This is a genomic window from Accumulibacter sp., assembly GCF_023806565.1.
Lineage (GTDB): Bacteria > Pseudomonadota > Gammaproteobacteria > Burkholderiales > Rhodocyclaceae > Accumulibacter.
Map to the genome: position 1 here is coordinate 50630 of NZ_JAMTDV010000114.1, position 24111 is coordinate 74740.

The following is a 24111-nucleotide window of genomic DNA, read 5'->3' on the forward strand; positions in this document are numbered from 1 at the left end:
GCCCGCAATCGGGCGGGCGAACAGAGACCAACTGCATGCGGCGAGAGGCGAATGGGAACAATCGGTCACGCAAGGGTTGTCGATGCGGATACGGAAGCGGGGCCGGAATCGGCTACGGTGGACGCCGTCGACCATGCCGACTCGCGGCAGATCCGGCTCGCCGGAGACTGGACGCTGTCGACGATGCCGACGCCGATTGCTGCATTCGAGCGGCGACTAAGCGAGCTGCGCGCGAGCAGCGCGGGATGGGACCTGCGCTCGATCTCGCGCATGGACAGCGCCGGTGCAATCGTGCTCTGGCGCGCCTGGGGGAGGCAGTGGCCGGTGTCGCTGCTGGTTTCTCCCGGGCACCGGGCGATGCTCGAACGGGTCGAGCCGATCCGCCTTGCGGTCGAACCGCCACGGCAGCGCGACCGGCTGGCCGGGGTGCTCAGCCTGGGGCGAGCGACTGTGGCTGCCGCCGACCACCTCCTCGGGATGATCGCACTGGTCGGGCAACTGGTTCTCGACGTCGCCTATCTGTGCACGCGGCCGCGCGACCTGCCATGGCGCGAGTTCTCGGCCAACCTGTACCGCAGCGGTGCGCAGGCGCTTCCGGTGACCGCGCTGATCGGCTTTCTCATCGGCATCGTTCTCTCCTACCTCAGCGCCCTGCAACTCAAGGCCTTCGGTGCCGACGTCTTCATCGTCAATCTGCTGGGCATCAGCATCGTGCGCGAACTCGGCCCGGTGCTGGTCGCGGTACTCGTCGCCGGCCGCTCCGGATCGGCGATGACCGCCCAGATCGGCGTCATGCGGGTGACCGAGGAGATTGACGCACTGGCGACGATGGGTGTCTCGCAAAGTCAGCGCCTGGTGCTGCCCAAGGTGCTTGCGCTCGCGGTGGCGTTGCCGTTGCTGGTGATCTGGTGTTCGGCGGCAGGAATCGTCGGTGGCATGGTTTCCGCGAAGCTGCAGATGGATTTGGCCTACGGCTTCTTCATCGACACGCTGTCGCGGGTCGTACCGGTGGCCAACGTCTGGATCGGTTTGAGCAAGGGCTTGGTATTCGGCCTGCTGATCGCGCTCATCGCCTGTCATTTCGGTCTCCGGGTCAAGCCGAACACCGAAAGTCTGTCGGCGCTGACAACCACTTCGGTGGTCACCTCGATCACCGTCGCGATACTCGTCGACGCGGTTTTCGCGGTCATGACGCGAAACTTAGGGATCCCGTAGTGAGCGGGCCGCCTGATGCCTGCCCGAAGGAGCCGCCAGCGATCGAGATTCGCGGCTTGTGGACGCAGTTTGGCGACCAGATCATTCACCGCGGCATCGATCTTGAGGTCGAGGCAGGTCAGATGCTCGGCCTGGTCGGTGGCTCGGGCAGCGGCAAGACGACCTTGCTGCGCGAGATCGTCGGCCTGCTGGCACCCAACCGGGGGACGGTCAGGCTCTTTGGCCAGGCGGTACTCGATCCCGACCCGCAGCGTCGTCGCGCACTGCATCGTCGCTTCGGCATGCTCTTTCAGCAGGGAGCACTCTTCTCTGCACTCTCGGTGCATGACAACATTGCCTTTCCGCTGCGCGAACTGCACATGCTCGACGAGTCGATGATCACCGATCTGGTACTCCTCAAGCTCGCCATGGTCGAGCTCGAGCCACGACACGCGCGCATGATGCCCGCCGAACTGTCGGGTGGCATGGTCAAGCGGGTGGCGCTGGCGCGCGCCCTGTCGCTGGAGCCCGAGCTCCTGGTGCTTGATGAGCCGACCGCCGGTCTCGACCCCGATCGCAGCGAGAACTTCGTCAGGCTGCTCCGCATGCTGCAGAGGGAACTCGGTTTCACGGTGGTGATGGTGACGCACGACCCCGAGACGCTGGCCGGCCTGGCCACACGCCTTGCCGTGCTCGCCGATCAGCGACTGGTCGCCTGCGGCAGCGCCGCCGAGGTGTGTGCTGTCGATCACCCGTTCATCCGCAACTTCTTCAGCTCCGGGCGTGCTGCGGCAGCTATCCGGCAGGAGGCGAACTAGCCATGGAAAACCGTGCGCATGCCCTGACGGCAGGGCTTTTCACCCTCCTTCTCGGTCTCGCGGGAGCGCTCTCGATCTGGTGGTTTGGTGGCCGACACGAAGCGACGACGGATTACACGGTAGTTACTCGCCGCAACGTCACCGGCCTCAGCCTGCAGGGGCAGGTACGCTATCGCGGTATCCGGGTCGGCAAGGTGCAGGCGATTGAACTCGATCCGCAGGATGCGCGCAACATCCTGATTCGCATCAGCGTGGACAGTGGCGTGCCGCTTACCCGTGCGACCATCGCCAGGCTCGGTTACCAGGGGGTGACCGGTATTGCCCACGTTCTGCTCGAGGACAGCGGCGACAACCCGACGCGTCTCACGGGCGGTGACGACGGTGCGCGCATCGAGATGAAGCCGTCCCTGATCGAGGAGCTGTCGGACACTGGCGGGGACGCTCTCGGCCAGGCGCGAGACTTCCTGGTCAGCGCCAATCATGTGCTCGACCTCGAGAATCGGCAGCATCTGGCAAGGATTCTCGCCAACCTGGAGGCAGCCAGCGGCAACGCCAATGAGGTAACGGTTCAGCTTCGCCAATTGCTCTCGCCGGAGAATATTCAACGGTGGCACGCCATCCTCGCGCACGCCGAACGGGCAGCCGCCGAGGCAGCGCCACTGCTTGCCGAATCGCGTTCCTTGCTGGCGCGCTGGCAGCCGATCGGCGACAGGGTCGAGCGCCTGATCGGCGAGCCGGCACCCGGTGGCATCGCGACCCTGGTTTTTCACTTCAACGAAGTCGCCAGCGACCTGTCGGCGAACTCGCGACAGCTTGATCGCTTGTTGCAACTGCTCGAACAATCGCCACAGAGTTTCCTGTTTGGCCCTCCACGGCGCGCTGCCGGGCCTGGTGAGGCAGGTTTTCGGGCGCCGCCCGGCGAAGGAGGAGCACCATGAACAGGTTGCTGATTGCCACCTGCCTGCTCGCTGGTTGCGCCGGCGGTGGGCACAACGCATCGCCGCCCGAAGTTTACGATTTCGGCTTGCCCGTCGCGCGGCTGGCAGTCGACGCTCGCTGGGCGAACGTCGCACTCGAGGTCAGCGCGTCACCGTGGCTCGACTCGCGGGAGATCGAATATCGCCTGCTCTACGAAGACCCGCTCAAGTTGCGGAGCTACAGCGCAAGCCGGTGGGCGGCGGCACCGAGACTGTTGCTGTCGCAGCGTCTGCGCCAGCAACTCGGCCTTGTCGGCGCCGGCGCCCCGGCCGCGTGCCTGCTGCGACTGGATCTGCAGGAATTCTCGCAGGTGTTCGCCACGCCAGCCAGCAGCCGTGCCATGCTGCTCGGTCGCGCGAGCCTGGTCGATGCCAGGCGCCAACTGATCGGCGAGCGCCCGCTAGCCATCGAGCAGCCGGCGCCGACCGCCGACGCGCGCGGTGGCGTCGTTGCGCTGGTTGCGGCCAGCGACGATCTCGGCCGGCAATTCGCTGCCTGGTTGAATGATCTGGAGAAACATGGCAGGCTGCAGGGCTGCCGGTCGAAGGCAGGGGAAAGCCAATGATGTTCATCACTTGAGAGGAGAAGCTGGGGATGCCAAATATCTACCGAGAAGGTCTCGACAAGAATACGGCCAACTACACGCCGCTGACGCCGCTGACTTTCATTGCCCGTTCCGCCTACGTGCATCCGCAGCGGACGGCAGTGATCCATGGTCAGCGGCGTTACAACTGGCTGGAGACCTTCACGCGGGCTCGCCGCCTGGCGTCGGCCCTGAGCAACTGCGGTGTCGGGGAGGGCGATACCGTCGCGGTGATGCTCAACAACACGCCGGAGATGGTCGAGTGCCACTTTGGCGTACCAGTGACCGGCGCCGTGCTGAACACCCTCAATACCCGCCTGGATGCCGAAACCATTGCCTTCATGCTGGACCACGGTGAGGCCAAGGTCCTGATCACCGACCGCGAATACTCGCCGACCGTGAAAAAGGCGCTGGCTCTCGTACAGCACCCGATCCTGGTGATCGACGTCGACGATCCAGAGTACGATGGTCCGGGCGAACGTCTGGCCAGTCAGGAGTACGAGCAGTTCATTGCCGCTGGCAGCCCCGACTTTCCCTGGAGTGGCCCGGCCGACGAGTGGGACGCCATCTCGCTCAATTACACGTCGGGAACTACCGGCAATCCGAAGGGTGTCGTCTACCATCACCGTGGTGCCTACCTGAATTCGATGAGCAACATCGTCAGTTGGGGAATGCCGCCGCATTCGGTTTACCTGTGGACACTGCCGATGTTTCACTGCAACGGCTGGTGCTTCGTCTGGACGATGGCGGCCAACGCCGGAACCAACGTCTGTCTGCGCCGCGTCGATCCGAAGCTGATTTTCGCTGCCATCCGCGAGCATGGCGTCACCCATTACTGCGGCGCGCCGATCGTGCACAGCCTGATGGCGAATGCCCCCGCCGAGCTGCGCGCCGGCATCACGCAGACGGTTTCCGGCCTGATCGCGGCGGCGCCGCCGCCGGCGGCGGTCATCGAGGCAATGGCGAAGATCGGCGTTGATCTCACTCATGTCTATGGTTTGACCGAAACCTACGGGCCGGCCGCGGTCTGTGCCAAGCACAGCCACTGGGCCAGTCTGCCGCTGGCCGAACAGGTGGACCTGAACGGCCGTCAGGGCGTGCGCTATCATGCCCAGGAAGCGATCACCGTGCTCGATCCGGCGACCATGGAGCCGGTTCCCTGGGATCACGAGACGATGGGCGAAATCATGTTCCGTGGCAATCTGGTCATGAAGGGTTATCTCAAGAACGCGAAGGCGACCGAGGAATCGTTCGCCGGTGGCTGGTATCACACCGGCGACCTGGCCGTGATGCACAGCGACGGCTATGTGAAGATCAAGGATCGCTCGAAGGACGTGATCATCTCCGGCGGCGAAAACATTTCGTCGATCGAGGTGGAGGATGTCCTCTACAAGCATCCGGCGGTGATCGCTGCGGCCGTCGTCGCGACTCCCGATCCGACCTGGGGTGAGGTTCCCTGTGCCTTCCTCGAGTTGCGCGAGGGAGCGTCGGTCAGCGAGGCAGAGGTGATCGATTTTTGTCGCCAGAACATGGCACGCTTCAAGATTCCCAAGCGGGTGATCTTCTGCACTCTGCCGAAGACCTCGACCGGAAAGATCCAGAAGTACGTGTTGCGCGAACAGGCAAAGTCGTCTGCCGCGATCGAATAAGCCGCCGCGGCGGCTGCCGTCGACCGGCGACACAGCCGGTCGAGCGGCGGCGCCGGCTGGCCAGTCGGCTACGATTAGTACAAAGGAGAGCAGGATGAATACCGTGACGTCCAACCCCGATGAGCCCTACGTGCTGCGCGCCGATCGCGACGGCATTGCCACGCTGACGCTGAATCGCGCCGGCCAGTTCAACGCCCTCTCGCAGGCAATGATCGACGCGCTGCAATGTGAGCTCGACGCCATCGCCGCGGATCCGGCGGTTCGTGTGCTGGTCATCGCTGGCGCCGGCAAGGCTTTCTGCGCCGGACACGATCTCAAGGAGATGCGTGCCAATCACGAGAAGGCGTTCCTGCGGGATCTGTTCCGCCGCTGCGGCAGGATGATGATGACGCTCATCGAAATGCCACAGCCGGTCATTGCGCGGGTGCACGGCATCGCCACGGCCGCTGGTTGCCAACTGGTGTCGATGTGCGACCTGGCGGTCGCGGTCGAGAGCGCCCGCTTTGCCACCTCGGGGATCAACGTCGGGTTGTTCTGCGCCACCCCCGCAGTCGGACTGTCGCGCAACCTGGGGCGTAAGCAGGCGCTGGAGATGCTGCTCACCGGCGATTTCATTGACGCCCGCAGTGCGCTGCAACAAGGCCTGGTGAATCGGGTCGTTGCCGCCGATGCCCTCGATGCCGAGGTCGAGAGTCTTGCGCGTTCGATCGTGGCGAAGTCTTCGGTGGCCATCGGCATGGGCAAGCAGATGTTCTACAAGCAGCTCGAAATGGGGCTGGAAGCGGCGTACCAGTACGCTTCCGAAGTAATGGCCTGCAACATGATGACCGACGATGCCGGCGAGGGGATCGACGCTTTCATCGGCAAACGCAAGGCGGAGTGGAAGGGAAGGTAAGTCTGCGCGGCGTCGGCATCCCGCCGTGGCACTGTCCAAGGGTGGGGCGCCCGCCGGCTACGGCCGTGCTGAGGCCCATCAGGTGGTCGCTGTCGTCCGATGCTGCGCTCATCGGCACCGTGGTCGACCGGTGCCCGCTGTCGGGACAGATCGAAGCCCGGAGCCCCGCCATGGCGGGGCTCCACGAGCTTGCAGCAGGTGCTTTCTGCCGGATCAGGCCTTTCGCTGCCGTACGGCAGCCAACGCTGCGACACCCAGCCAGACCAGTGCCATTGACCCTGGCTCGGGGACTTCGCCGCCGATGGCCCCCCCGATGCCCCATGACGAACCGATCGCGGCGTTCAGCGCCGAAAGCGCGTTGCCGTTCAGATTGATCACGACCTGCATGTTCACGTCGGCTGCAGTGGCGTTGAACACGCCGTACGACACGCCCGAGCCGAGGTCTGCGTAAATATCGGTGCGGCCCACGCCGCTGGCGGCGACGTCGTTCAGGTCGGTGAAAACGTCAAAGAAGCTCACCGGCAGAAAAGCGCCGCCATAGTAGCCGGAGGGCCCATTGCCGATGTTCAGCGCGGCCGACAGGATGGAACCGCGGACCGTCGACAGATCGAAAATGAAAAAATCGCGGTGGTCCAGATTATCGCCAGAGCAGGTGTCGCTGCTGCCACAGACACCGACGATGTAGTTGGGGTTGAAAGAACTGTGCGCGCCGTTTTGGTCCCACCAGCCAGTACTGCTGGCACCGATCGAGACCGACCCGGTGGTGGTGGTCAGCTCGAGCGTTTGCGTGCCGAACGGGCTGTACGAGAAGAAAGCGTTGGACAAGCCTGCGTGGCTCGGCATGGCGGCCGCCATCAGGCCAAGAGCCAGGGAAACGCTGGGGAGTAGCTTCGGGAAGTTCGGTTTCATAGGATTTCTCTCTTTCGTGAGCGTGAACTGTGTGTGTGAATTGATTCCTCACCCGCAGTGAGAAGAGTCCAAAACGGATGCGGTATTCACATAAGCATAGTTTATACCAATGCCGTACCATGCTGGTTTAAAAACATTTTATGGGGTGCGTTTCACACTTTGCCCGCAACGTGTCAAATTCTTCGACACGCGAGTCTGTCGGCGTTCCCTGCTTCGACCTGCTTCCCGCTAACGGTCATGGTTCTTGCAGGCACCCCGATCATGAAAGCCCTCCTGGCCTTGGTCATCATCGGCTGTGGATTCTTCCTACGCTGGTACGTCAATCACGCCGGTGAAGAACTCGATGGCCGTGCGGGCAACCCGCGAGGTATCGTAGTAGGCGTAAGCGCCGGCGCCAAGCGCGCCGACCACCGGGATCCAGCGCGAAATTCCCTTGCCGATAAGGCGTTGCGAAATGTGCAGGCCGATCTTCAGCGCCACCGACCGGGTGTCGGGACGCGCGGCGCGCTGGACGACATAGCGCTTGCCGATCTCGGCTACCAGATCGCGCACGGCCTGTGGGTCGGTATGCCGGAACAGGCAATAGAGCATCTCTGCGCGCTTCAACTCGGCGGTCTTGCCATAGCAGGCGGCGATGTCGGCGACCATCTGCGTCTGCAACTTCCACAGCGAACGCAGTTCCGGGAGCAGGGTCAGCCAGCCGAGCGGGCCGGGCGGCAGCGTCAGGCTGCCGGCCGTCAGGGCTGCGTGTCGGGTGGCATGGCGGGCAATTGCACGCGCCCTCCTCGCGGGTTTCCGTCGCACCTGCTCGGTGCTGGCCGGTGTCTGACCGACATAGTCGAGAATCACCTCGGCGATTCGTTGGCTGGCGCTGAGGTCAGCGTTATTTTCTTCGGAGGATCTGTCGGGCATGCTCGACTGCCTGCGGATAATCAGTGGCGTAGGGGATGACTAGCGGTCGGTATTGCCTTCGTTGGCTGCGGACCGGCGCCAGACGCTGGCGAGCCAGGGTTGCTGCGCTCGTGGCAGACCGGCTGGTCGATAGTAGTGCTCGAGTTCGACGAAGGCGGCAGCGGAGAGCAGGCGACGCCAGGCCGAGAAGTCGTGATGGACCGCATAGCGTTCTTCGGCCCAGCCTTCCTCGTTGTTGCCGCGTGGGTTCGAGCAAAACAGCACGCCGTCCGGCTTGAGCGTTGCATGCAGTTGCCGGAGAACGCGTGGCAATTCCTGGCTGGGGACGTGAAACAGCGACGCATTGGCGAATATTCCGTCGAAGTGGCACGGTGGCAGCTCCAGTTTGAGGAAATCCTGCAGCCAGACGGTGCAGCCGCTTTCGGCACGGGCCATGGCAACGAAGGACGGCGTCCCGTCCAGCCCGATCGCCCGATGCCCGAGGCGGGTAAAGGCCTTCAGGTCGCGACCCGGACCACAGCCGAAATCGAGAATGGTGAAAGGCGCCTGGCCACGGAGATGGTGCAGCAGCGCCGCGATGTTCTGGCTCACGTCGTGGTCGCGCGTGCCCTCGCGGAAACCCTCGGCGCGCCGGTCGTAGTACGCCAGCGTGCGGGCGCTGATCTGTTCGAGTTGGTCAGGATCGATGGGCACGTCTCACGCCCCGTGGCAGCAAGGAAAATGGCGAAATCGCCTGAGTGCGATGGTAAACCATTGCCCGCAAGTCATGCGCGCGATGTCGCCTCGCTCGCTTTGCCGCCGTGCGCCTGCGGCCGACCACACGCAGTCGTCCTGTCGCAATTCGCCCGCTGACGCCGCCGACCACCCGCTCGTTCGGCTCCGATACGCTGCAGCCACCGCCCGGTGCACCGCGGTGGTGGTGGACAATCGTTTCCGGATGTGCGAATCTCGCCCAATCAGCATAAACATGGCCGCGCTTACTGGTAGCCTGATCGTGCCCTTGCAAGCCACATGTCCATGACCATCAGAGCCCAATCAGACTCCTCGCATGCGCGATAGCAAGCGGGGAGAGCAGCGGCAGCGCCTTCTTCGGCTGCAGGAAGCAGACGTGCGCGTGGTGACGTCATTGCAGAGAATCGTTCTGCGCATCGTCTGGGCAGGTCTTGCGGTGCTCGCCCTGATCGGCATCGGGACGATCGGCTTCTATCAGATTGGTGGCGATACCGGCAACTGGTCCGATGCGCTGTACATGACGCTGATCACGATCTCGACGGTGGGCTACGGCGAGATCATTCCGCTCCACTCGCTGGAGGATCGCCTTTTCGCCGGTTTCATTGCCATTTCCGGTCTGGGCGCGCTGACGTTCTTGTTCACCAGCCTGTCGGTGTTCTTCCTCGAGAAGGACCTCGATCATTCCCTTCGGAGGCGACGGATGGAAAAACGCATCCAGAAGCTGCGGCAGCATTTCATCATTTGCGGTTTCGGCCGGGTCGGACGTAGTGTCGGACGCGAGCTGCAGAATACCGGCCGTCATTTTGTCGCCATCGATACCGAGGAGCAGCGATTCGAGGAGAGTCTCGAAAAGTTCCCGGCGCTCCTGTATCTGCAGGGTGACGCATCCGATGACGATCTTCTCGAAGCGGCGGACATCGAGGATGCCAGAGGACTGTTTGCGGTCACCGGCGACGATTCGCGAAATCTGATGATCATCATCACCGCCAGGCAGCTCAACGCTGGGTTGCGCATCGTGGCGCGTGCCCAGGAGCAGAGGAACATAGAGAAAATGCGCAAGGCGGGGGCCAACGAAGTCATCTCGCCCGACTTCACCGGCGGCATCCGCCTGGCGTCGGCGATGGTCAGGCCGCATGTCGTCGGATTTCTCGACGAGATGATTCGGTCGGACAAGAATGTGCGCATCGAGGAAGTGCCGGTACCGGCCAATTTTCCGCAGACGCGAGTCGGCGACCTGCGCCTGCGCAGTCCCGACTACATCTTGCTGGCGGTGCGCGAAAAGGATGGCGCCTGGGTATTCAATCCGAAGGTGGACGACATCGTCCAGGCCGGCGCCACGATCATCGCGCTGGCCAATCCGTCGGGACGCGCCCAGCTCAAGGCGCATCTGATCGAAAAGATGTCCTGAAGCAATGCGTGATGGCGGCGGCGCGCAGGGTGTTGCCGGCATTCTTTCCTGTGCTACTCTTGACAAGCGCTACAGATCGGCAAGCTGCCCGCAGTGCGTGGCTCGCTGACCGGCCGGAACCAAGGGAAGTGTCCGACTGACCCGGGAGTCTGCACTCTCCCCCAGCACGAGGCTTCGCGATGGCGACTGAAACCGAGATCAAGCTGTCCCTGTCCGCCCGCTCGGCAAACGAACTGGCGAAACACGCCCTGCTGAATGGCGTTGCGCCGCAGCGGCAATTGCTGGTCAACACCTATTACGAGACTCCGGACAATCGCCTGCGAAATCAGGGAGTGGTTGTTCGCCACCGTCAGAAAGGCAAGCAGTGCCTGCTGACCGTCAAGACGGCCCCGGAGCTGACCGCCGGCTTGGCCCGGCGCAGCGAATGGGAGTTTCCCAGCCGGGCGGGAGAATTCGATTTCTCGCAGGTGGATAACGGCAGCATCCGCACGCTGCTCGAATCGGCGCGAAGCGAGCTGCGCCCCGTTTCCACCACGCGTTTCCGTCGCGATAGCTGGTTGCTCGATCCGCGTACCGGCGTCCGCATCGAGCTGGCCCTTGACCGCGGCTGGATTGAGGCGGGCGGTCGGCGCGAGGCGGTTCGCGAGATCGAGCTGGAACTGCTCACCGGCTCCCTCGCCGATCTGTTCGCGCTGGTCGCCGATTTGCAGGCAAGCGTGCCGTTGCACCCCGAAGTGCTCAGCAAGTCCGAGCGCGCGCACCGTTTGCTGCTCGCGCAGCCGTTGACTGCGGTAAAGTCGCTGCCCGTGCCGCTTGCCGCAGAGATGCCGAGCATCGCCGCATTTCGTACGATCGTCCTGGCCTGTCTCGGCCACCTGCAGAGCAACGAAAAAGGTGTCTGCGAGAGCGAGGATCCGGAATTCGTGCACCAGGCACGAGTCGCCATCCGCCGCCTGCGGTCGGCGATCCGCCTCTGGCAGCCGCTGTTGCCAGAAGAGTTCGTCGCACGCTTCGATCCGCTCTGGCGGGATCTCGGGACGAAACTCGGCGAGACGCGGAACTGGGATGTCTTTCGCGACGAAACGCTGCCGATTCTGGGCGAGGCTTTTCCCGGCAGCGATCTCGACAGACTTGCCCGGCATGCCGTCAAGAGCTGCGCGAACAGTCGCCGGGATACGCGGAAGGCGCTCAGGTCGCCAGAGTACAGCCGCCTGCTGATCGGCTTTACGGCAGCGGTGCTCGGGTTGACCGCGGCCGGCGCCGGGAAGCTCGGGGTCTTCGTGCCACCGTGCCTCAAGCGGCGTGCGAAGCGGGTCAAGGAGCGCGCACGGGCTGCGGCCGGGCCTGACGTTGCGGCACGCCATCGGTTGCGCGTGGCGTTCAAGCAGTTGCGTTACGCGGTGGAGTTCTTCAGCCCGATTCTTTCCGCTCCGCACCTGAACAGGTACCTGCAGGCGGCAACCGCCCTGCAGGAATTGCTCGGCCGTCTGAACGACCTGGCGGTTGCTTCACAACTGATTTCCGAAGCGCTTCCCGGGAGAAAAGGCGAGGCGATCGTGCACTGGCTGGCGATCCGCAGTGAGTCGCTCCTCCCGGAATTCGGCAGGCTGCTCGACGAGTTCCAGCAACAGCGGGCGCCCTGGAAAGTGCCTTAGACCGCCGCCATCCGGCGAGCCCGGCACCCGTTTGGCGGCTGTCGCGGCGGGCCAGAAGCAGTTCCTTCCACTCCGGATGACGTCATACCGCTCCTCAGAGGACTTTTATTCAGGAGTCATGCAAATGAAATCTTTCCTTACCTACCTGGAATCTGGTCTGCCGCTGATCGCGACCCTGAAGGAGTACCGGATGGCCTGGCTGAGCAAGGATGCCGTTGCCGGACTCTCGGCCTGTGTGGTGTCGATTCCATCGGTCATCGCCTACGCCGAGCTCGTCCGCCTGCCGGCGATTACCGGTCTCTACGCGGCACTGGCAGCGGCCATCGGCTACGCGCTGTTTTCCAGCTCGCGGCACGTCATCGCTGGACCAGACGCCGCCATCGGTCTGCTCGCCGGTTCTGCCATCGTTCCCCTGGCAGCCGGCGAACCGTCGCGAATCGTCATGCTGGCTGCGGTGCTCGGCATCCTCTCGGGTGTGGTGCTGCTGCTCGCCGCGCGCCTGAAACTTGGCCTGATCGCCGATCTGCTGTCGCGCCCGGTGCTGATCGGCTATCTCAACGGTGCTTCGTTGGTGCTGATCTCGACCCAGTTGGGCAAGATGTTCCGCATCAAGACCGAAGGCGAGGAATTCTTCGAGCTGGTATATACCGTGGTCGAGCAATTGCCACAAACGCACCTGCCGACTTTCGTGTTCGGCCTGTTGCTGGTCGCTCTGCTGATTGCCCTGGCGCGCTGGTTGCCTCGCGTTCCCGGTGCGCTGGCGGTCTGTGGCGTGGCGATCGCCGTCACCTTCGTTTTTGACCTCGGCAGCCACGGCGTCGATCTGGTCGGCAAGGTACCTTCCGGCGTGCCACGACCGGTGATCCCCGAATTTCATTGGACCGACATTTCGGCGCTCGCTCCGGCGGCGGTCGCGATTGCCTTTCTCGCCTTTTCCGACGGCATCCTGCTGGCACAGACCTTTGCCGAAAAGAACGGCTACGAGGTGCGTCCGAACCGCGAACTGGTGGCGCTTGGATCGGCAAACATCCTGGCTGGTCTGTGGCAGGGTTTTCCCGTTTCGGCCAGCCAGTCGCGCACCTCGATCGTCGATTCGGCGGGCGGCAGGTCGCAGGTGGCGCAGTTGGTGGTGGCGGCCGGCTTGCTGCTCTTCCTGTTCTTCCTGACCGGCCTGGTCGCCTTGCTGCCGAAAGTCGCGCTCGGTGCGATCCTCATCGTCGCCGCCATCGGGATGCTGGAAGTGGCGTCGCTGTCGGCCCTGTACAAGATCGATCGGGTCGAGTTCGGCATTGCCATGGGCGTGATGCTGGCGATCCTGGTCGCCGGTGTCGTTCCGGGAATCATCCTCGGCTTGCTGCTGTCGCTGATCTCGGTGCTCGTCGAAATTTCGCGTCCGGACGACGCGGTTCTACGCCGCCTGGTCAGCGACGGCAAGTTCCACCATTGCCTGGACGACGACGAATCGGAAACCGTTCCCGGCCTGCTCGTCTACCGGCTCTACGCACCGTTGATCTTTGCCAACGCACGGCACGTGATGACGCGCATCCGGACGCTGGTCGACCAGGCGGATCCTCCGGTCAAGTGGCTGGTGATCGACGCGCAGGCGATTCACGACATGGACGTCACCGCCGCGCAGCGCTTTGCCGAATTGCATCAGGAGCTGAGCGATGAGGGGATCGCGGTGAAGATCGCCGATGCGCCGCGGCCATTCCTCGACGAGCTCGCGCGGGTTGGACTTTCCGAAGAGATCGGTCGGTCGGACTTTTTCATCTCGGTCAAGAAGGCGGCCGAAGCCTTCGAGCAGGCCCACGGCGCGCAGGCGCACAGTTCCGGCGGCGGATAGCAGCCGCTCTCGTAGCTCTCAGGTGTCGAGGGGCCGCGCGCTGTTGCCGCGCAGTCGCGGGTTGCCGGCGTCAGCCGGCGCGAGCGGGCAGCACCTCACGCAGTAGCTGGGCGGCATCGCGGATCATCCGTTCGGTGGTGTCCCAGTCGATACACGAGTCGGTGACCGAGCAACCGTACCTGAGCTGCGAGAGATCCTCGGGGATTGCCTGATTGCCGGCGACGATGTTCGACTCGATCATCATTCCGACCAGCGACTGGTTGCCGAGGCGCACCTGGTTGACCACGTCGGACATCACCAGCGGTTGCCATTCGTGCTTCTTGTAGCTGTTGGCGTGCGAGCAGTCGACCACGATGTTGGCCGGCAGTCCTGCTTTCGCCAGCACCTGCTCGGCGATCTGCACGCTGACCGTGTCGTAATTCGGGCGGCCATCGCCGCCGCGCAGGACCAGGTGACCGTAGCGGTTGCCGCGCGTGCGGACGATGGCAGTATGTCCCTGGTCGTTGATGCCGAGAAAACTGTGCGGCCGTGAAGCCGAGAGGATGGCGTTGACAGCGATGCCGACGTCGCCGTTGGTGCCGTTCTTGAAGCCGACCGGAGTGGACAGGCCGGATGACATCTCGCGGTGAGTCTGCGACTCGCTGGTGCGGGCGCCGATCGCCGTCCACGAAATCAAGTCGCCGAGATACTGAGGCGAGATCGGGTCGAGAGCTTCGGTGCCCGCGGGCAGTCCGAGTTCGGCGAGTTGCAGGAGGAACTCGCGAGCCTTGTGCATGCCCCGGTCGACGTGGAAGGAATCGTCCATGTCAGGGTCATTGATGTAGCCCTTCCAGCCAGTGGTCGTGCGTGGTTTTTCGAAATAGACGCGCATTACCAGATACAGAGTCTCGCTGACCTCTGCGGCGAGAGCTCGCAGGCGGTGCGCGTAATCGAGCCCCGCCACGGGGTCGTGGATCGAGCATGGGCCGACGACGACGAACAGACGGCGATCCTTGCGGTCGAGAATGTTGCGCAGGACCTCTCGGCTGCGCAGGATCATCCGCGCAGCGTTCGGCGAGAGCGGCAGCTGGGCGAGGATTTCCTCCGGCGAAGGCATCGGGTCGAAGGCGCTGACGTTGATGTTGTCGATGTCGAGGGTGGTCATGGTCGTGATTGACGGCTCAGTTGATGAATGATGTCCTTGACCGCGGCAACACGGTCGGCGGGCGTCGTGCAATGGCGTTTGAGGACCAGCTTGTCGTTTCCGGTGAGGCGGTAGTTGCGGTCCCGTTGAATCAGCTCGATGATCCGTAGTGGATCGATCGGCGGATTGGGCTCGAATTGAACGACGATCTGCTCAGTGCCGGCGTCCAGCTTGCTGATGCCGAAGGGCTTGCAGAGCAGTCGCAGGCGGTGGCTGTCGAGCAGTGCACGCGCCTGTGGCGGCAGATCGCCAAAGCGATCGATCAGTTCTTCCTGCAGATCGGCGAGGCCTTCGACATCGGCGCAGTCGGCCAGCCGCTTGTACAGCGTCAACCTCTCGTGGACGTCAGGGGCGTAGTCGTCGGGAAGCAGCGCCGGGGTATGCAGCTTGATCTCGGTGGCAATCGCCAGCGGCTGCAGTAATTCCGGTTCCTTGCCCTGTTTGAGCGCCGAGACGGCACGGTCGAGCATCTGGGCATACAGGTGGAAGCCGACTTCCTGCATCTCTCCGGACTGATTGGCGCCCAGCACTTCGCCGGCCCCGCGAATTTCGAGATCGTGCATGGCCAGATAAAAACCGGCGCCGAGTTCGTCCATCATCTGAATCGCTTCCAGCCGCTGTCGCGCCTGCTTGTTCAACACTGCCTCGTCATGCGTCAGCAGGTAGGCGTACGCCTGGTGGTGCGATCGTCCGACCCGGCCACGCAACTGATGCAACTGCGCCAGGCCGAATTTTTCGGCACGATTGATCACGATCGTATTGGCGTGCGGGTTGTCGATACCGGTCTCGATGATCGTCGTGCACAGCAGCAGGTTGGCTCGCTGCTGTGTGAAGTCGCGCATCACGCGTTCGAGCTCACGTTCCTTCATCTGGCCGTGGCCGACGACGATGCGCGCTTCCGGCAACAGTTTGCCGAGCCTGGCGCGCATGTTCTCGATGGTGTCGACCTCGTTGTGCAGAAAATAGACCTGGCCGCCGCGCTTGAACTCGCGCAACAGAGCTTCCCGGATGATGCCGTCAGAGAAGCGGCTGACGAAGGTCTTGATCGCCAGACGCTTCTGTGGCGCGGTGGCGATCACGGAAAAGTCGCGCAGGCCCTCGATCGACATGGCCAGCGTGCGCGGGATCGGTGTCGCGGTCAGCGTCAGCACGTCGACCTCGGCGCGCAGCGCTTTCAATGCCTCCTTCTGGCGAACGCCGAAACGGTGTTCCTCGTCGATCACCACCAGCCCGAGACGGTTGAAACGCACGTCCTTCTGCAGCAGCCGGTGGGTTCCGATGACGATGTCGAGCCTGCCATCGGCCAGTTCGGCGAGCGCCTGCGCGGCTTCCCTGGCGGTCCTGAAGCGGGACAACTCGGCGATTCTGACCGGCCACTCGGCGAAGCGGTCGCTGAAGGTCTGGAAATGTTGCTCGCAAAGCAGCGTGGTGGGCGACAGCACGGCCACTTGACGGCCGCCGGCTACCGCACAGAAAGCGGCACGCAGCGCGACCTCGGTCTTGCCGAAGCCGACGTCGCCACAGACCAGACGGTCCATCGGACGGCCGGACTGCATGTCGGCGATCACTGCGGCGATCGCTGCGGTCTGATCCTGCGTCTCTTCAAAGCCGAATCCGTCCGCAAAGGCAGCGTAGTCGTGGGCACCAAACTCGCAGGCGTGTCCTTGCCGTGCCGCCCGCAGGGCGTAGAGCGCGAGCAGTTCCGCGGCCGTGTCACGTGCCTGCACGGCCGCCCGTCGCTTGGCCTTATCCCACTGCGGTGAGCCGAGGGTGTGCAATGGGGCCTGGTCGGGATCGGATGCCGAGTATCGCTGAATGACATGTAGCTGCGATACGGGAACGTAGAGCTTGGCCTCATTGGCGTAGTGCAGTTCGAGGAACTCCATCTCGCCTTCACCGAGATTGAGATGAATCAGTCCTCGATAGCGTCCGATGCCGTGTTGCTCGTGCACCACCGGCGAACCCGGTTTGAGTTCGGTGAGGTCGCGCAGCCAGTTGTCGACCGAAAGCTTGCGTTGCGGCGGCTGCCGGCTGCGCTGTGAAGGGCTGTCGGCGAAGAGTTCCGCCTCGCTGACCAGCGCCAGGTGATCGAGCCGGAAGCCGTAGTGCAGCGGCGACACGGCCAGTGCAAGAGGGCCGTTGCTGGCCGTGAAGTCGGCAAAGCTGGCACACACCTGTGGCTTGAGTCCGTACTCGGCCAACAACTCCAACATGGTTTCACGGCGGCCGGCCGTTTCGGCGAGCAGCAATACACGGCCGGGAAAGGCGTCGAGGAATGCCTTGAGACGCCGCAGCGGGTCGTCTGCACGCCGCTCGATCGCCAGCGCTGGCAAACCCTGCGCCGGATTGCCGGGAGTCAGGCTTAGCCGCGTATACGCCTTGGCCGCGACGAAGAACGCTTCTTCGCTGAGAAACAGCTCGGCCGGCGGCAGCAGCGGACGGCAGCGCTCGCCGGCGAGCATGGTGTAGCGCGACTGCGCTTCGCGCCAGAAGTCGCGAATGGCGTCGCCCACCTTGCCATGCAGGAAGAGTGCCGTCGTTCCCGGCAGGTAGTCGAACAGTGTCGCGGTCTGCTCGAAGAACAGCGGCAACCAGTATTCGATACCGGCCGACGGCACCCCGTTGGAAACGTCGCGGTAGATTCCCGAGCGACCCGGGTCGCCTTCGAAGCGTTCGCGAAAGCGCTGGCGAAAGCGCGTGCGACCGTGCTCGTCGAGCGGAAACTCGCGCGCCGGCAGCAGCCGGATTTCGGGCACCGGGTAGAGTGTTCGCTGGCTGTCGACGTCGAAAGTCTTGATGCTCTCGATTTCGTTGTCGAAGAGATCGAACCGGTAAGGCAGTTGCGCGCCCATTGGATAGAGGTCGACGAGACCTCCGCGAATCGAGTACTCCCCCGGTGCCACGACCTTGGTCACGTGCGCATAGCCGGCGAGCTTCAACTGGGCGCGCAACTGCGCCGCGTCGAGCTTGTCGCGCGGTTTGAAGAAGAAGGTGTAGGCGGCCAGATAGGCCGGCGGTGCGAGACGATAGACAGCGGTACCGGCAGGTACCAGCAGCACGTCACATTCGCCACGCGTCACCGCGTAGAGTGTCGCCAGTCGTTCGGAGATCAGATCGTGGTGCGGCGAAAAGCTGTCGTAGGGGAGCGTTTCCCAGTCGGGCAGCAGGCGTACCCGCAGGCGGGGGACGAACCAGGGAATTTCCTGGAGCAGACGGTGGGCGTCGCCAGCGCTCGCAGTGAGTACTACCAGGATCCGCCGTCTGGCGCCGGCAACCGCATCCGACGCTGCGCGGGCGATCAGGAGAGCGTCGGCTGAACCCGCGAACGAAGGGAACTCGAGCCTTTCGCCGGCTTCGGGCATTGGCGACCAGGGAAGCGATAATGACAAGGAATGCGACTCGCGACTCGATGGCTGCAGTGGACGGGCCTAGCCTTGCCGGTCGAGGCAAGGCAGCGAAAGGGCGGCATTATAGCCGATCGGCTCGCGGCCACGGCGCCCTTGGCTGCCTTGATCGTGATCCGGCAACGAGCTCCCGGGAACATCGCCTCAGCGGCCAACGGCCTCGAGGTTGGCGCACAGCGCAGCAAAAAATGGGGAAGCGCCGCTACGAATCGCGTAATCGGCAGCTTCCGAAAGTGGAGTCGGGTGTGGGTTGACCTCGATCACCACGGCGCCCGCCCGTTTCGCCCACAACGGCAGGCGGGCGGCAGGCTGCACGGTGAACGAGGTGCCGACCGCGAAGAAGACATCGGCGGTCAGGCTGCGCAGTTGGGCATTGGCGAAGACCTCCTCATCGAGTGCCTCGCCGAACATGACCAGATCGGGCCGGACCGGTGCGCCGCACGCCGGGCACGCGTAAGGGTCGAGGGAACTTTCGTCCCAGCCGGCAACGAAGCCGCAATGTCGGTGGCAACGTACGCGATGGATCGTGCCATGCACTTCGAGCACATTCTCGTTCCCGGCGCGCGCATGGTAACCGTCGATGTTCTGGGTAATGACCGTCACCTGCTTGGCCACGCAGAGTTCCTCGAGACGGGCGATCGCGTAGTGGCCGGCGTTCGGACGCCGATCGTCGATCAGATTGCGCAGTCCCAGCAGCCAGCTCCAGGCGCGCTGCGGGTTGCGCAGGAACCCTTCGATGCTGGCGACCTCGTCCGGATCGACGTTGTTCCACAAGCCCGTCGCCCCATCGCGAAAGGTGGGAATTCCGCTATCGGCGGAAAGTCCGGCTCCGGAAAATATGACGACTTCGCTCGCCGCACGCACGATTTCGGCGATCGATTCCAGTTTCATTGATTGCATGACGGGCTCCTTTCGCGCAGGACGCGGCGGATGCTCACCGCCGTCGCTGCGGCGCAGGCGGGCCCCGGCCGAAGCAATTGTCGCACGTCTGCTGGCGAGAAGCCGCTGGCAATGCAGTACCGCCCCACGCACAGGATTGCGCCGCCTGCATTCGCCGATGGGCAGTCACGTCGGCGGTCGCGCTGCATGCCTGCGCGGTCGCCGTCCGGCCGGTGCCGGGGCATATTCGTTGTATAATTGCCACACAATGCCAGGCTGCTGCTTGAAGCAAATCAAGTTTGTATGCTTAAATGCCCCGACTGCGCAAAAATCGCATCGCGTTACACGCATTCGGACCCAACAGAGATTAATCGAGGAGGAATATCTTGAAATCGAAAATCATCACTACCCTGCTGGCCTCTATCGGCCTCTTTGCAGCGGCTGGCGCCGTGCAAGCACAAACCGCTGCTGATCGCGTATACGTGATCGACCAACGTGGCGAAGTCGTGAAGAGCGGCACGGGTCTTTGCTGGCGTACCGGTTTCTGGACGCCGGCAGCGGCGGCCACTGACCCGGCCGGCTGCATGTGCGACAAGGATCTGCTGCCCAAGGAAGTCTGCGAGCCGAAGGTGGCTGCGGCTCCGCCGGCGGCGGCGGCCAAGCCGACGGGTGACAAGATCACCATCGCGGCCGACGCGCTGTTCGACTTCGACAAGGCGACGCTGCGTCCGGAAGGCAAGGCGAAGCTGGATGAAGTGGCGGCGAAGGCGAAGGCGATCAAGCTGGAGGTGATCATCGCCGTCGGCCATACCGACCGCTTCGGCTCGGATGCCTACAACCAGAAGTTGTCCGAGAAGCGTGCGGCTGCGGTCAAGACCTACCTGGTCAGCAAGGGCATCGATGCCAACCGTGTGTACACCGAAGGCAAGGGCAAGAAGAATCCGGTCACCAAGCCCGATCAGTGCCCGGGCAAGGCTCCGACCAAGAAGGTCATCGAGTGCCTGCAGCCCGACCGTCGCGTCGATATCGAACTCATCGGCACCAAGTAATACCGGCGTCCGAACAAGAAACCCCGCCTTGGCGGGGTTTTTTTTAGGCTTCGAGTCATGTCTGCGCAAAGCTCCTTGCAGTCGGTCGATCTCGTCATCGAGGCGCGCTGGATCGTCCCTGTCGAACCGGCCAGCGTGGTTCTCGAGAACCACGCGCTCGCGGTGGAGCAAGGGCGCATCGTGGACATCGTTCCACAAAGCGAGGTGGCGGACCGCTTCTTGCCCCGCAGCCGCAAGTGCCTCGCGCAGCACGTGCTGATCCCGGGTCTCGTCAATTTACATACGCATGCTGCAATGACCCTGTTGCGCGGCCTCGCCGACGACCTGCCGCTGATGCAGTGGTTACGGGAGCACGTCTGGCCGGCAGAGGCGCAGCATGTTTCGGCGCAGTTCGTGTACGACGGTACGCGGCTCGCCTGCGCAGAGATGTTGCGTGGCGGCATCACCTGTTTCAACGACATGTATTTCTTTCCCAAGGCAGCAGCCGACGCTGCGCTCGCTGCGGGGATGCGTGCTGCGATCGGCCTGATCACCGTAGACTTTCCGAGCAATTACGCGGCCGACGCGGACGACTACCTGGCCAAGGGGCTGGCGGTTCGCGACCAGTTGCTCGATGAGCCGCTGCTTTCCTTCTGTCTGGCGCCGCATGCCCCATACACTGTTGGCGAGCGCAGCTTTGCCCGGGTGCTGACACTTGCCGAACAGATCGAGCTGCCGATTCATCTCCATTTGCATGAAACCGCTCACGAAATCGAGGAGAGCCTGAAACATTTCGGAATTCGTCCAATGGAGCGCATCCGTCGCCTGGGTCTGCTCGGGCCGGGCCTGATCGCGGTGCATGCGGTACACCTCGACGCGAACGAAATTGAACTGTTGGCTAGGTACGGCTGTTCCGTTGCCCACTGTCCAAGTTCCAACCTCAAGCTTGGCAGTGGCATTGCACCGATTACCCAATTGTCTGCCAACGGAGTGAACATCGGTCTCGGTACGGACGGCGCAGCGAGCAACAACCGCCTCGACCTGTTTCAGGAAATGCGCCTGGGTGCCTTGCTTGCCAAGGAACAGGCCGGGCGTGCCGACGCCATCAATGCCCATCAGGTTCTGCGCATGGCGACCCTGGGTGGCGCTCGCGCGCTCGGCCTGGAGAGCAGCATCGGCTCGCTCAGTCCGGGGAAATGTGCGGATCTGTGTGCTGTCCGTTTCGACGACATGGCGCTCGCTCCCTGTTACGACCCGGTCTCGCACCTCAGTTACGCGGTAGGCCGTGAGCATGTTTCTGACGTCTGGGTAGCCGGCGCGATGCGCGTGGAAAATGGGCAACTGATTGAAAACAACGAAACTGGATTGATAAAACTGGCCCGCTTGTGGCAAAATAAAATTCGTCCGTGATGGGTTCGGTCAACAACGAGGCATAAACAGGCCATGCGGACCACTCCCGCAGGCTTCAACTAACGAGGGGAAACCTAGATGAACAGAACTGCAAAAAACTCCATGCTGGCCTTGCTCGCCGCAGCTACAGTCGGCTTCGGCGCCTCGCTTGCTCAGGCACAGACTTCGATTCCCCTGGACCGGGTGTATGTCATCGACCAACGTGGCGAAGTCGTGAAGAGCGGCACGGGTCTTTGCTGGCGTACCGGTTTCTGGACGCCGGCAGCGGCGGCCACTGACCCGGCCGGCTGCATGTGCGACAAGGATCTGCTGCCCAAGGAAGTCTGCGAGCCGAAGGTGGCTGCGGCTCCGCCGGCGGCGGCGGCCAAGCCGACGGGTGACAAGATCACCATCGCGGCCGACGCGCTGTTCGACTTCGACAAGGCGACGCTGCGTCCGGAAGGCAAGGCGAAGCTGGATGAAGTGGCGGCGAAGGCGAAGGCGATCAAGCTGGAGGTGATCATCGCCGTCGGCCATACCGACCGCTTCGGCTCGGATGCCTACAACCAGAAGTTGTCCGAGAAGCGTGCGGCTGCGGTCAAGACCTACCTGGTCAGCAAGGGCATCGATGCCAACCGTGTGTACACCGAAGGCAAGGGCAAGAAGAATCCGGTCACCAAGCCCGATCAGTGCCCGGGCAAGGCTCCGACCAAGAAGGTCATCGAGTGCCTGCAGCCCGACCGTCGTGTCGATATCGAACTCATCGGCACCAAGTAATTCGGTCGATGCAACGAAAGCCCTGCCTCGGCAGGGCTTTTTTTTGTGCGCCCAGCATGGGCGCACTCTTGTGGATGAAAGTCCCAGCGTAAGTTGATCACAACGAACGAAGTGAAGCGCAAGTGCCTGAGGGCGACCGATGGTAGGAAGGAAGCGTGGAGCGAAACTGCGAGCCGATGGACAAGAATCGGATAGAAGGCGCTGCCGAGCAGGGCGAGCGGGGAAAGAGACCGCGAAGCTCTCGTGATCAAGGCGGCGAAGTGGCGTAAATTCGGCGGCTGTGCAGGGAAGGAGTGCGTTCTTACCTGGGGAGTTCTCGCCTCATGGCTGAAAGGCCGACGAGGACAAGCCGGAGCGAGAAGTCAGCAGAGGCCATAGTAGCCGCCGGTAGTGGGCGAAGGGCCGAACGAGCAGGAGTGCCGACGGCCATGTCGCTCGGAAGTGCAATGCATCAGCAGCCTGGGCAACCGGGGCGAAGCGAAAGAGGGCCGAGTGAAGCCTTGCCGGGAATCGGACGCGATGAAGCACGACTGGCGGGACAAGGAAGCGAAGGCTTGGGGCGAGGCGACCTGCCGACGCAGGCGCTCGCGAGAGGGAATATGGTCCTGGCCTGGAAACGCGTCAAAGCCAATCGCGGCAGTGCTGGGGTAGATGGACTGACGATCGAAGCCACCGCGGAGTACCTCAAGACGCATTGGCCCGGGATCATGGAGGACCTGCAAACGGGACGCTACCGGCCGCGGCCGGTGCGCCGGGTGCAGATACCCAAATCTGGGGGCGGAACGCGGGAATTGGGGATACCTACCGTGCTCGACCGGCTGATCCAGCAAGCCCTGCTGCAAGTTCTGCAACCAGTGACCGATCCGACGTTTTCCGAACACAGCTACGGCTTTCGACCGGGCCGACGGGCGCATGATGCGGTGCGGCAAGCGCAGTACCATGTGCAAGCGGGCTGGAAGATGGTGGTCGATGTGGATTTGGAGAAGCTCTCTGATCGGGTCAGTCACGACGTACTCATGGATCGGCTCGCCAAGCGGATCGACGACAAAGCCGTCTTTCGGCTGATTCGGCGCTACCTTGCGGCGGGCATCATGGACGGCGGCGTGGTCATGGAGCGACACGAGGGCACCCCGCAAGGCGGACCGCTGTCACCTCTGGCCAACGTGTTGCTGGACGAAGTGGATCGGGAACTGGAGCGACGTGGCCATCGGTTCGTGCGCTACGCTGACGACTGCAATGTTTATGTGCGCAGTCGGAAAGCGGGTGAGCGAGTGCTGGACGGACTGCGAAAACTCTACGACCGACTTCACTTGAAGGTAAATGAAGCCAAGACTGCCGTTGGTCGCGCGACCGGCCGCAAGTTCCTCGGTTATGCTCTATGGCGTGCCGCAGGGGGTGAGGTCAAGCGTTCAGTGGCAGCCCAGGCCATCGACACCTTCAAGCAGCGCATTCGGCAAATTACTCGTCGGACGTGCGGACGCAGCCTCGACGAAGTCGCGCAAGAACTGCGGCGTTACATGCCCGGTTGGAAAGCGTATTTCCAATTGGCGCAGACCCCCGGGGTCTTTCGTGGCTTGGACGAGTGGCTGCGACACCGCCTGCGTGCTTTGCAGCTCAAGCATTGGCGACGGGGAACAACGATCTATCGGGAATTGCGGGCATTGGGTGCAAGTTCAGACCAAGCAGCGAGGGTGGCGGGCAATGCCACTCGCTGGTGGCACAACAGGCAGCTTGAGCTGAACAGGCTCATGCCCATCGCCTACTTCGACCGACTCGGCGTACCTCGACTCTCATGACCTCAACTACTCGAACCGCCCGGTGCGAACCCGCATGCCGGGCGGTGTGGCAGGGGACCGGTCAGGTAATCTGGCCGCC

At 63.3% G+C, this 24111-nt stretch carries 19 protein-coding genes; 13 read left to right on the plus strand and 6 right to left on the minus strand.

Translation table 11 applies throughout. From position 1 onward, the window contains the following. Positions 1-51: 51 nt before the first annotated feature. The 6 genes from NFV80_RS12565 to NFV80_RS12590 all read left to right on the plus strand — a co-directional run bounded on the left by NFV80_RS12565 (position 52) and on the right by NFV80_RS12590 (position 6117). Positions 52-1215, plus strand: a complete 1164-nt coding sequence (locus NFV80_RS12565) for an ABC transporter permease (RefSeq protein ID WP_295330117.1) — start codon at positions 52-54, stop codon at positions 1213-1215. Next, on the plus strand, positions 1215-2012 hold the full coding sequence (locus tag NFV80_RS12570; protein ID WP_295330115.1) for an ATP-binding cassette domain-containing protein: 798 nt from the start codon (positions 1215-1217) through the stop codon (positions 2010-2012). Before NFV80_RS12565 ends, NFV80_RS12570 begins: the two co-directional genes overlap by 1 nt. A gap of 2 nt (positions 2013-2014) precedes the next feature. Beyond that, on the plus strand, positions 2015-2950 hold the full coding sequence (locus NFV80_RS12575) for an MlaD family protein (protein ID WP_295330113.1): 936 nt from the start codon (positions 2015-2017) through the stop codon (positions 2948-2950). Beyond that, positions 2947-3555, plus strand: a complete 609-nt coding sequence (locus NFV80_RS12580; RefSeq protein WP_295330111.1) for an ABC-type transport auxiliary lipoprotein family protein — start codon at positions 2947-2949, stop codon at positions 3553-3555. Before NFV80_RS12575 ends, NFV80_RS12580 begins: the two co-directional genes overlap by 4 nt. A 29-nt stretch (positions 3556-3584) precedes the next feature. Beyond that, positions 3585-5222, plus strand: a complete 1638-nt coding sequence (locus tag NFV80_RS12585) for an acyl-CoA synthetase (RefSeq protein ID WP_295330109.1) — start codon at positions 3585-3587, stop codon at positions 5220-5222. Between the two features lie 94 nt (positions 5223-5316). Next, positions 5317-6117 (plus strand): enoyl-CoA hydratase, encoded by an 801-nt coding sequence (locus NFV80_RS12590; RefSeq protein ID WP_295330108.1) that lies wholly within the window; start codon positions 5317-5319, stop codon positions 6115-6117. Between the two features lie 213 nt (positions 6118-6330). On the opposite strand, the gene NFV80_RS12595 is transcribed toward NFV80_RS12590, so the two are convergent. From NFV80_RS12595 to NFV80_RS12605, 3 genes are all read right to left on the minus strand, one after another. Then, a complete protein-coding gene (locus tag NFV80_RS12595; RefSeq protein WP_296758872.1) occupies positions 6331-7026 on the minus strand; it encodes a PEP-CTERM sorting domain-containing protein in 696 nt (231 codons plus the stop codon). A gap of 306 nt (positions 7027-7332) precedes the next feature. After that, entirely contained in the window at positions 7333-7938 is a 606-nt protein-coding gene (locus NFV80_RS12600; protein WP_295330104.1) for an EcsC family protein, read from the minus strand. A 39-nt stretch (positions 7939-7977) separates the two neighbouring features. Continuing rightward, the gene (locus tag NFV80_RS12605; protein ID WP_295330102.1) at positions 7978-8631 is read right to left on the minus strand and encodes a class I SAM-dependent methyltransferase; all 654 of its coding nucleotides are present in this window, start codon (positions 8629-8631) and stop codon (positions 7978-7980) included. 355 nt (positions 8632-8986) lie between these two features. On the opposite strand from NFV80_RS12605, the gene NFV80_RS12610 reads away from it, so the two are divergent. The 3 genes from NFV80_RS12610 to NFV80_RS12620 all read left to right on the plus strand — a co-directional run bounded on the left by NFV80_RS12610 (position 8987) and on the right by NFV80_RS12620 (position 13576). Next, the gene (locus tag NFV80_RS12610; RefSeq protein WP_295330100.1) at positions 8987-10078 is read left to right on the plus strand and encodes a potassium channel family protein; all 1092 of its coding nucleotides are present in this window, start codon (positions 8987-8989) and stop codon (positions 10076-10078) included. A 179-nt stretch (positions 10079-10257) separates the two neighbouring features. Next, a complete protein-coding gene (locus tag NFV80_RS12615; RefSeq protein ID WP_295330098.1) occupies positions 10258-11733 on the plus strand; it encodes a CYTH and CHAD domain-containing protein in 1476 nt (491 codons plus the stop codon). Between the two features lie 124 nt (positions 11734-11857). Continuing rightward, a complete protein-coding gene (locus NFV80_RS12620; protein WP_295330096.1) occupies positions 11858-13576 on the plus strand; it encodes a SulP family inorganic anion transporter in 1719 nt (572 codons plus the stop codon). Positions 13577-13646: 70 nt separating this feature from the next. On the opposite strand, the gene NFV80_RS12625 is transcribed toward NFV80_RS12620, so the two are convergent. From NFV80_RS12625 to NFV80_RS12635, 3 genes are all read right to left on the minus strand, one after another. Beyond that, positions 13647-14720, minus strand: coding sequence for a 3-deoxy-7-phosphoheptulonate synthase (locus NFV80_RS12625; RefSeq protein ID WP_295330094.1), 1074 nt, complete (start codon positions 14718-14720; stop codon positions 13647-13649). Then, complete coding sequence (mfd, locus tag NFV80_RS12630) at positions 14717-18121, minus strand: transcription-repair coupling factor (RefSeq protein ID WP_295330092.1); 3405 nt, start codon at positions 18119-18121, stop codon at positions 14717-14719. The genes NFV80_RS12625 and mfd overlap by 4 nt, the downstream gene beginning before the upstream one ends. 186 nt (positions 18122-18307) lie before the next feature. Beyond that, the gene (locus NFV80_RS12635; RefSeq protein ID WP_295330090.1) at positions 18308-19063 is read right to left on the minus strand and encodes an NAD-dependent deacylase; all 756 of its coding nucleotides are present in this window, start codon (positions 19061-19063) and stop codon (positions 18308-18310) included. A gap of 365 nt (positions 19064-19428) precedes the next feature. Here NFV80_RS12635 and ompA (NFV80_RS12640) point away from each other — a divergent pair, with 365 nt between their 5' ends. The 4 genes from ompA (NFV80_RS12640) (at position 19429) to ltrA (ending at position 24032) form a co-directional block, all read left to right on the plus strand. Next, positions 19429-20091 carry an outer membrane protein OmpA gene (gene ompA, locus NFV80_RS12640; protein ID WP_296758878.1) on the plus strand — a complete coding sequence of 221 codons (663 nt, stop codon included), beginning with the start codon at positions 19429-19431 and terminating at the stop codon, positions 20089-20091. Between the two features lie 57 nt (positions 20092-20148). Beyond that, positions 20149-21480, plus strand: coding sequence for a TRZ/ATZ family hydrolase (locus tag NFV80_RS12645; RefSeq protein WP_295330086.1), 1332 nt, complete (start codon positions 20149-20151; stop codon positions 21478-21480). A 78-nt stretch (positions 21481-21558) separates the two neighbouring features. Beyond that, a complete protein-coding gene (ompA, locus tag NFV80_RS12650) occupies positions 21559-22236 on the plus strand; it encodes an outer membrane protein OmpA (protein WP_296758880.1) in 678 nt (225 codons plus the stop codon). A gap of 428 nt (positions 22237-22664) precedes the next feature. After that, positions 22665-24032, plus strand: coding sequence for a group II intron reverse transcriptase/maturase (ltrA, locus tag NFV80_RS12655; RefSeq protein WP_296758883.1), 1368 nt, complete (start codon positions 22665-22667; stop codon positions 24030-24032). The last annotated feature ends 79 nt before the right edge of the window (positions 24033-24111 follow it).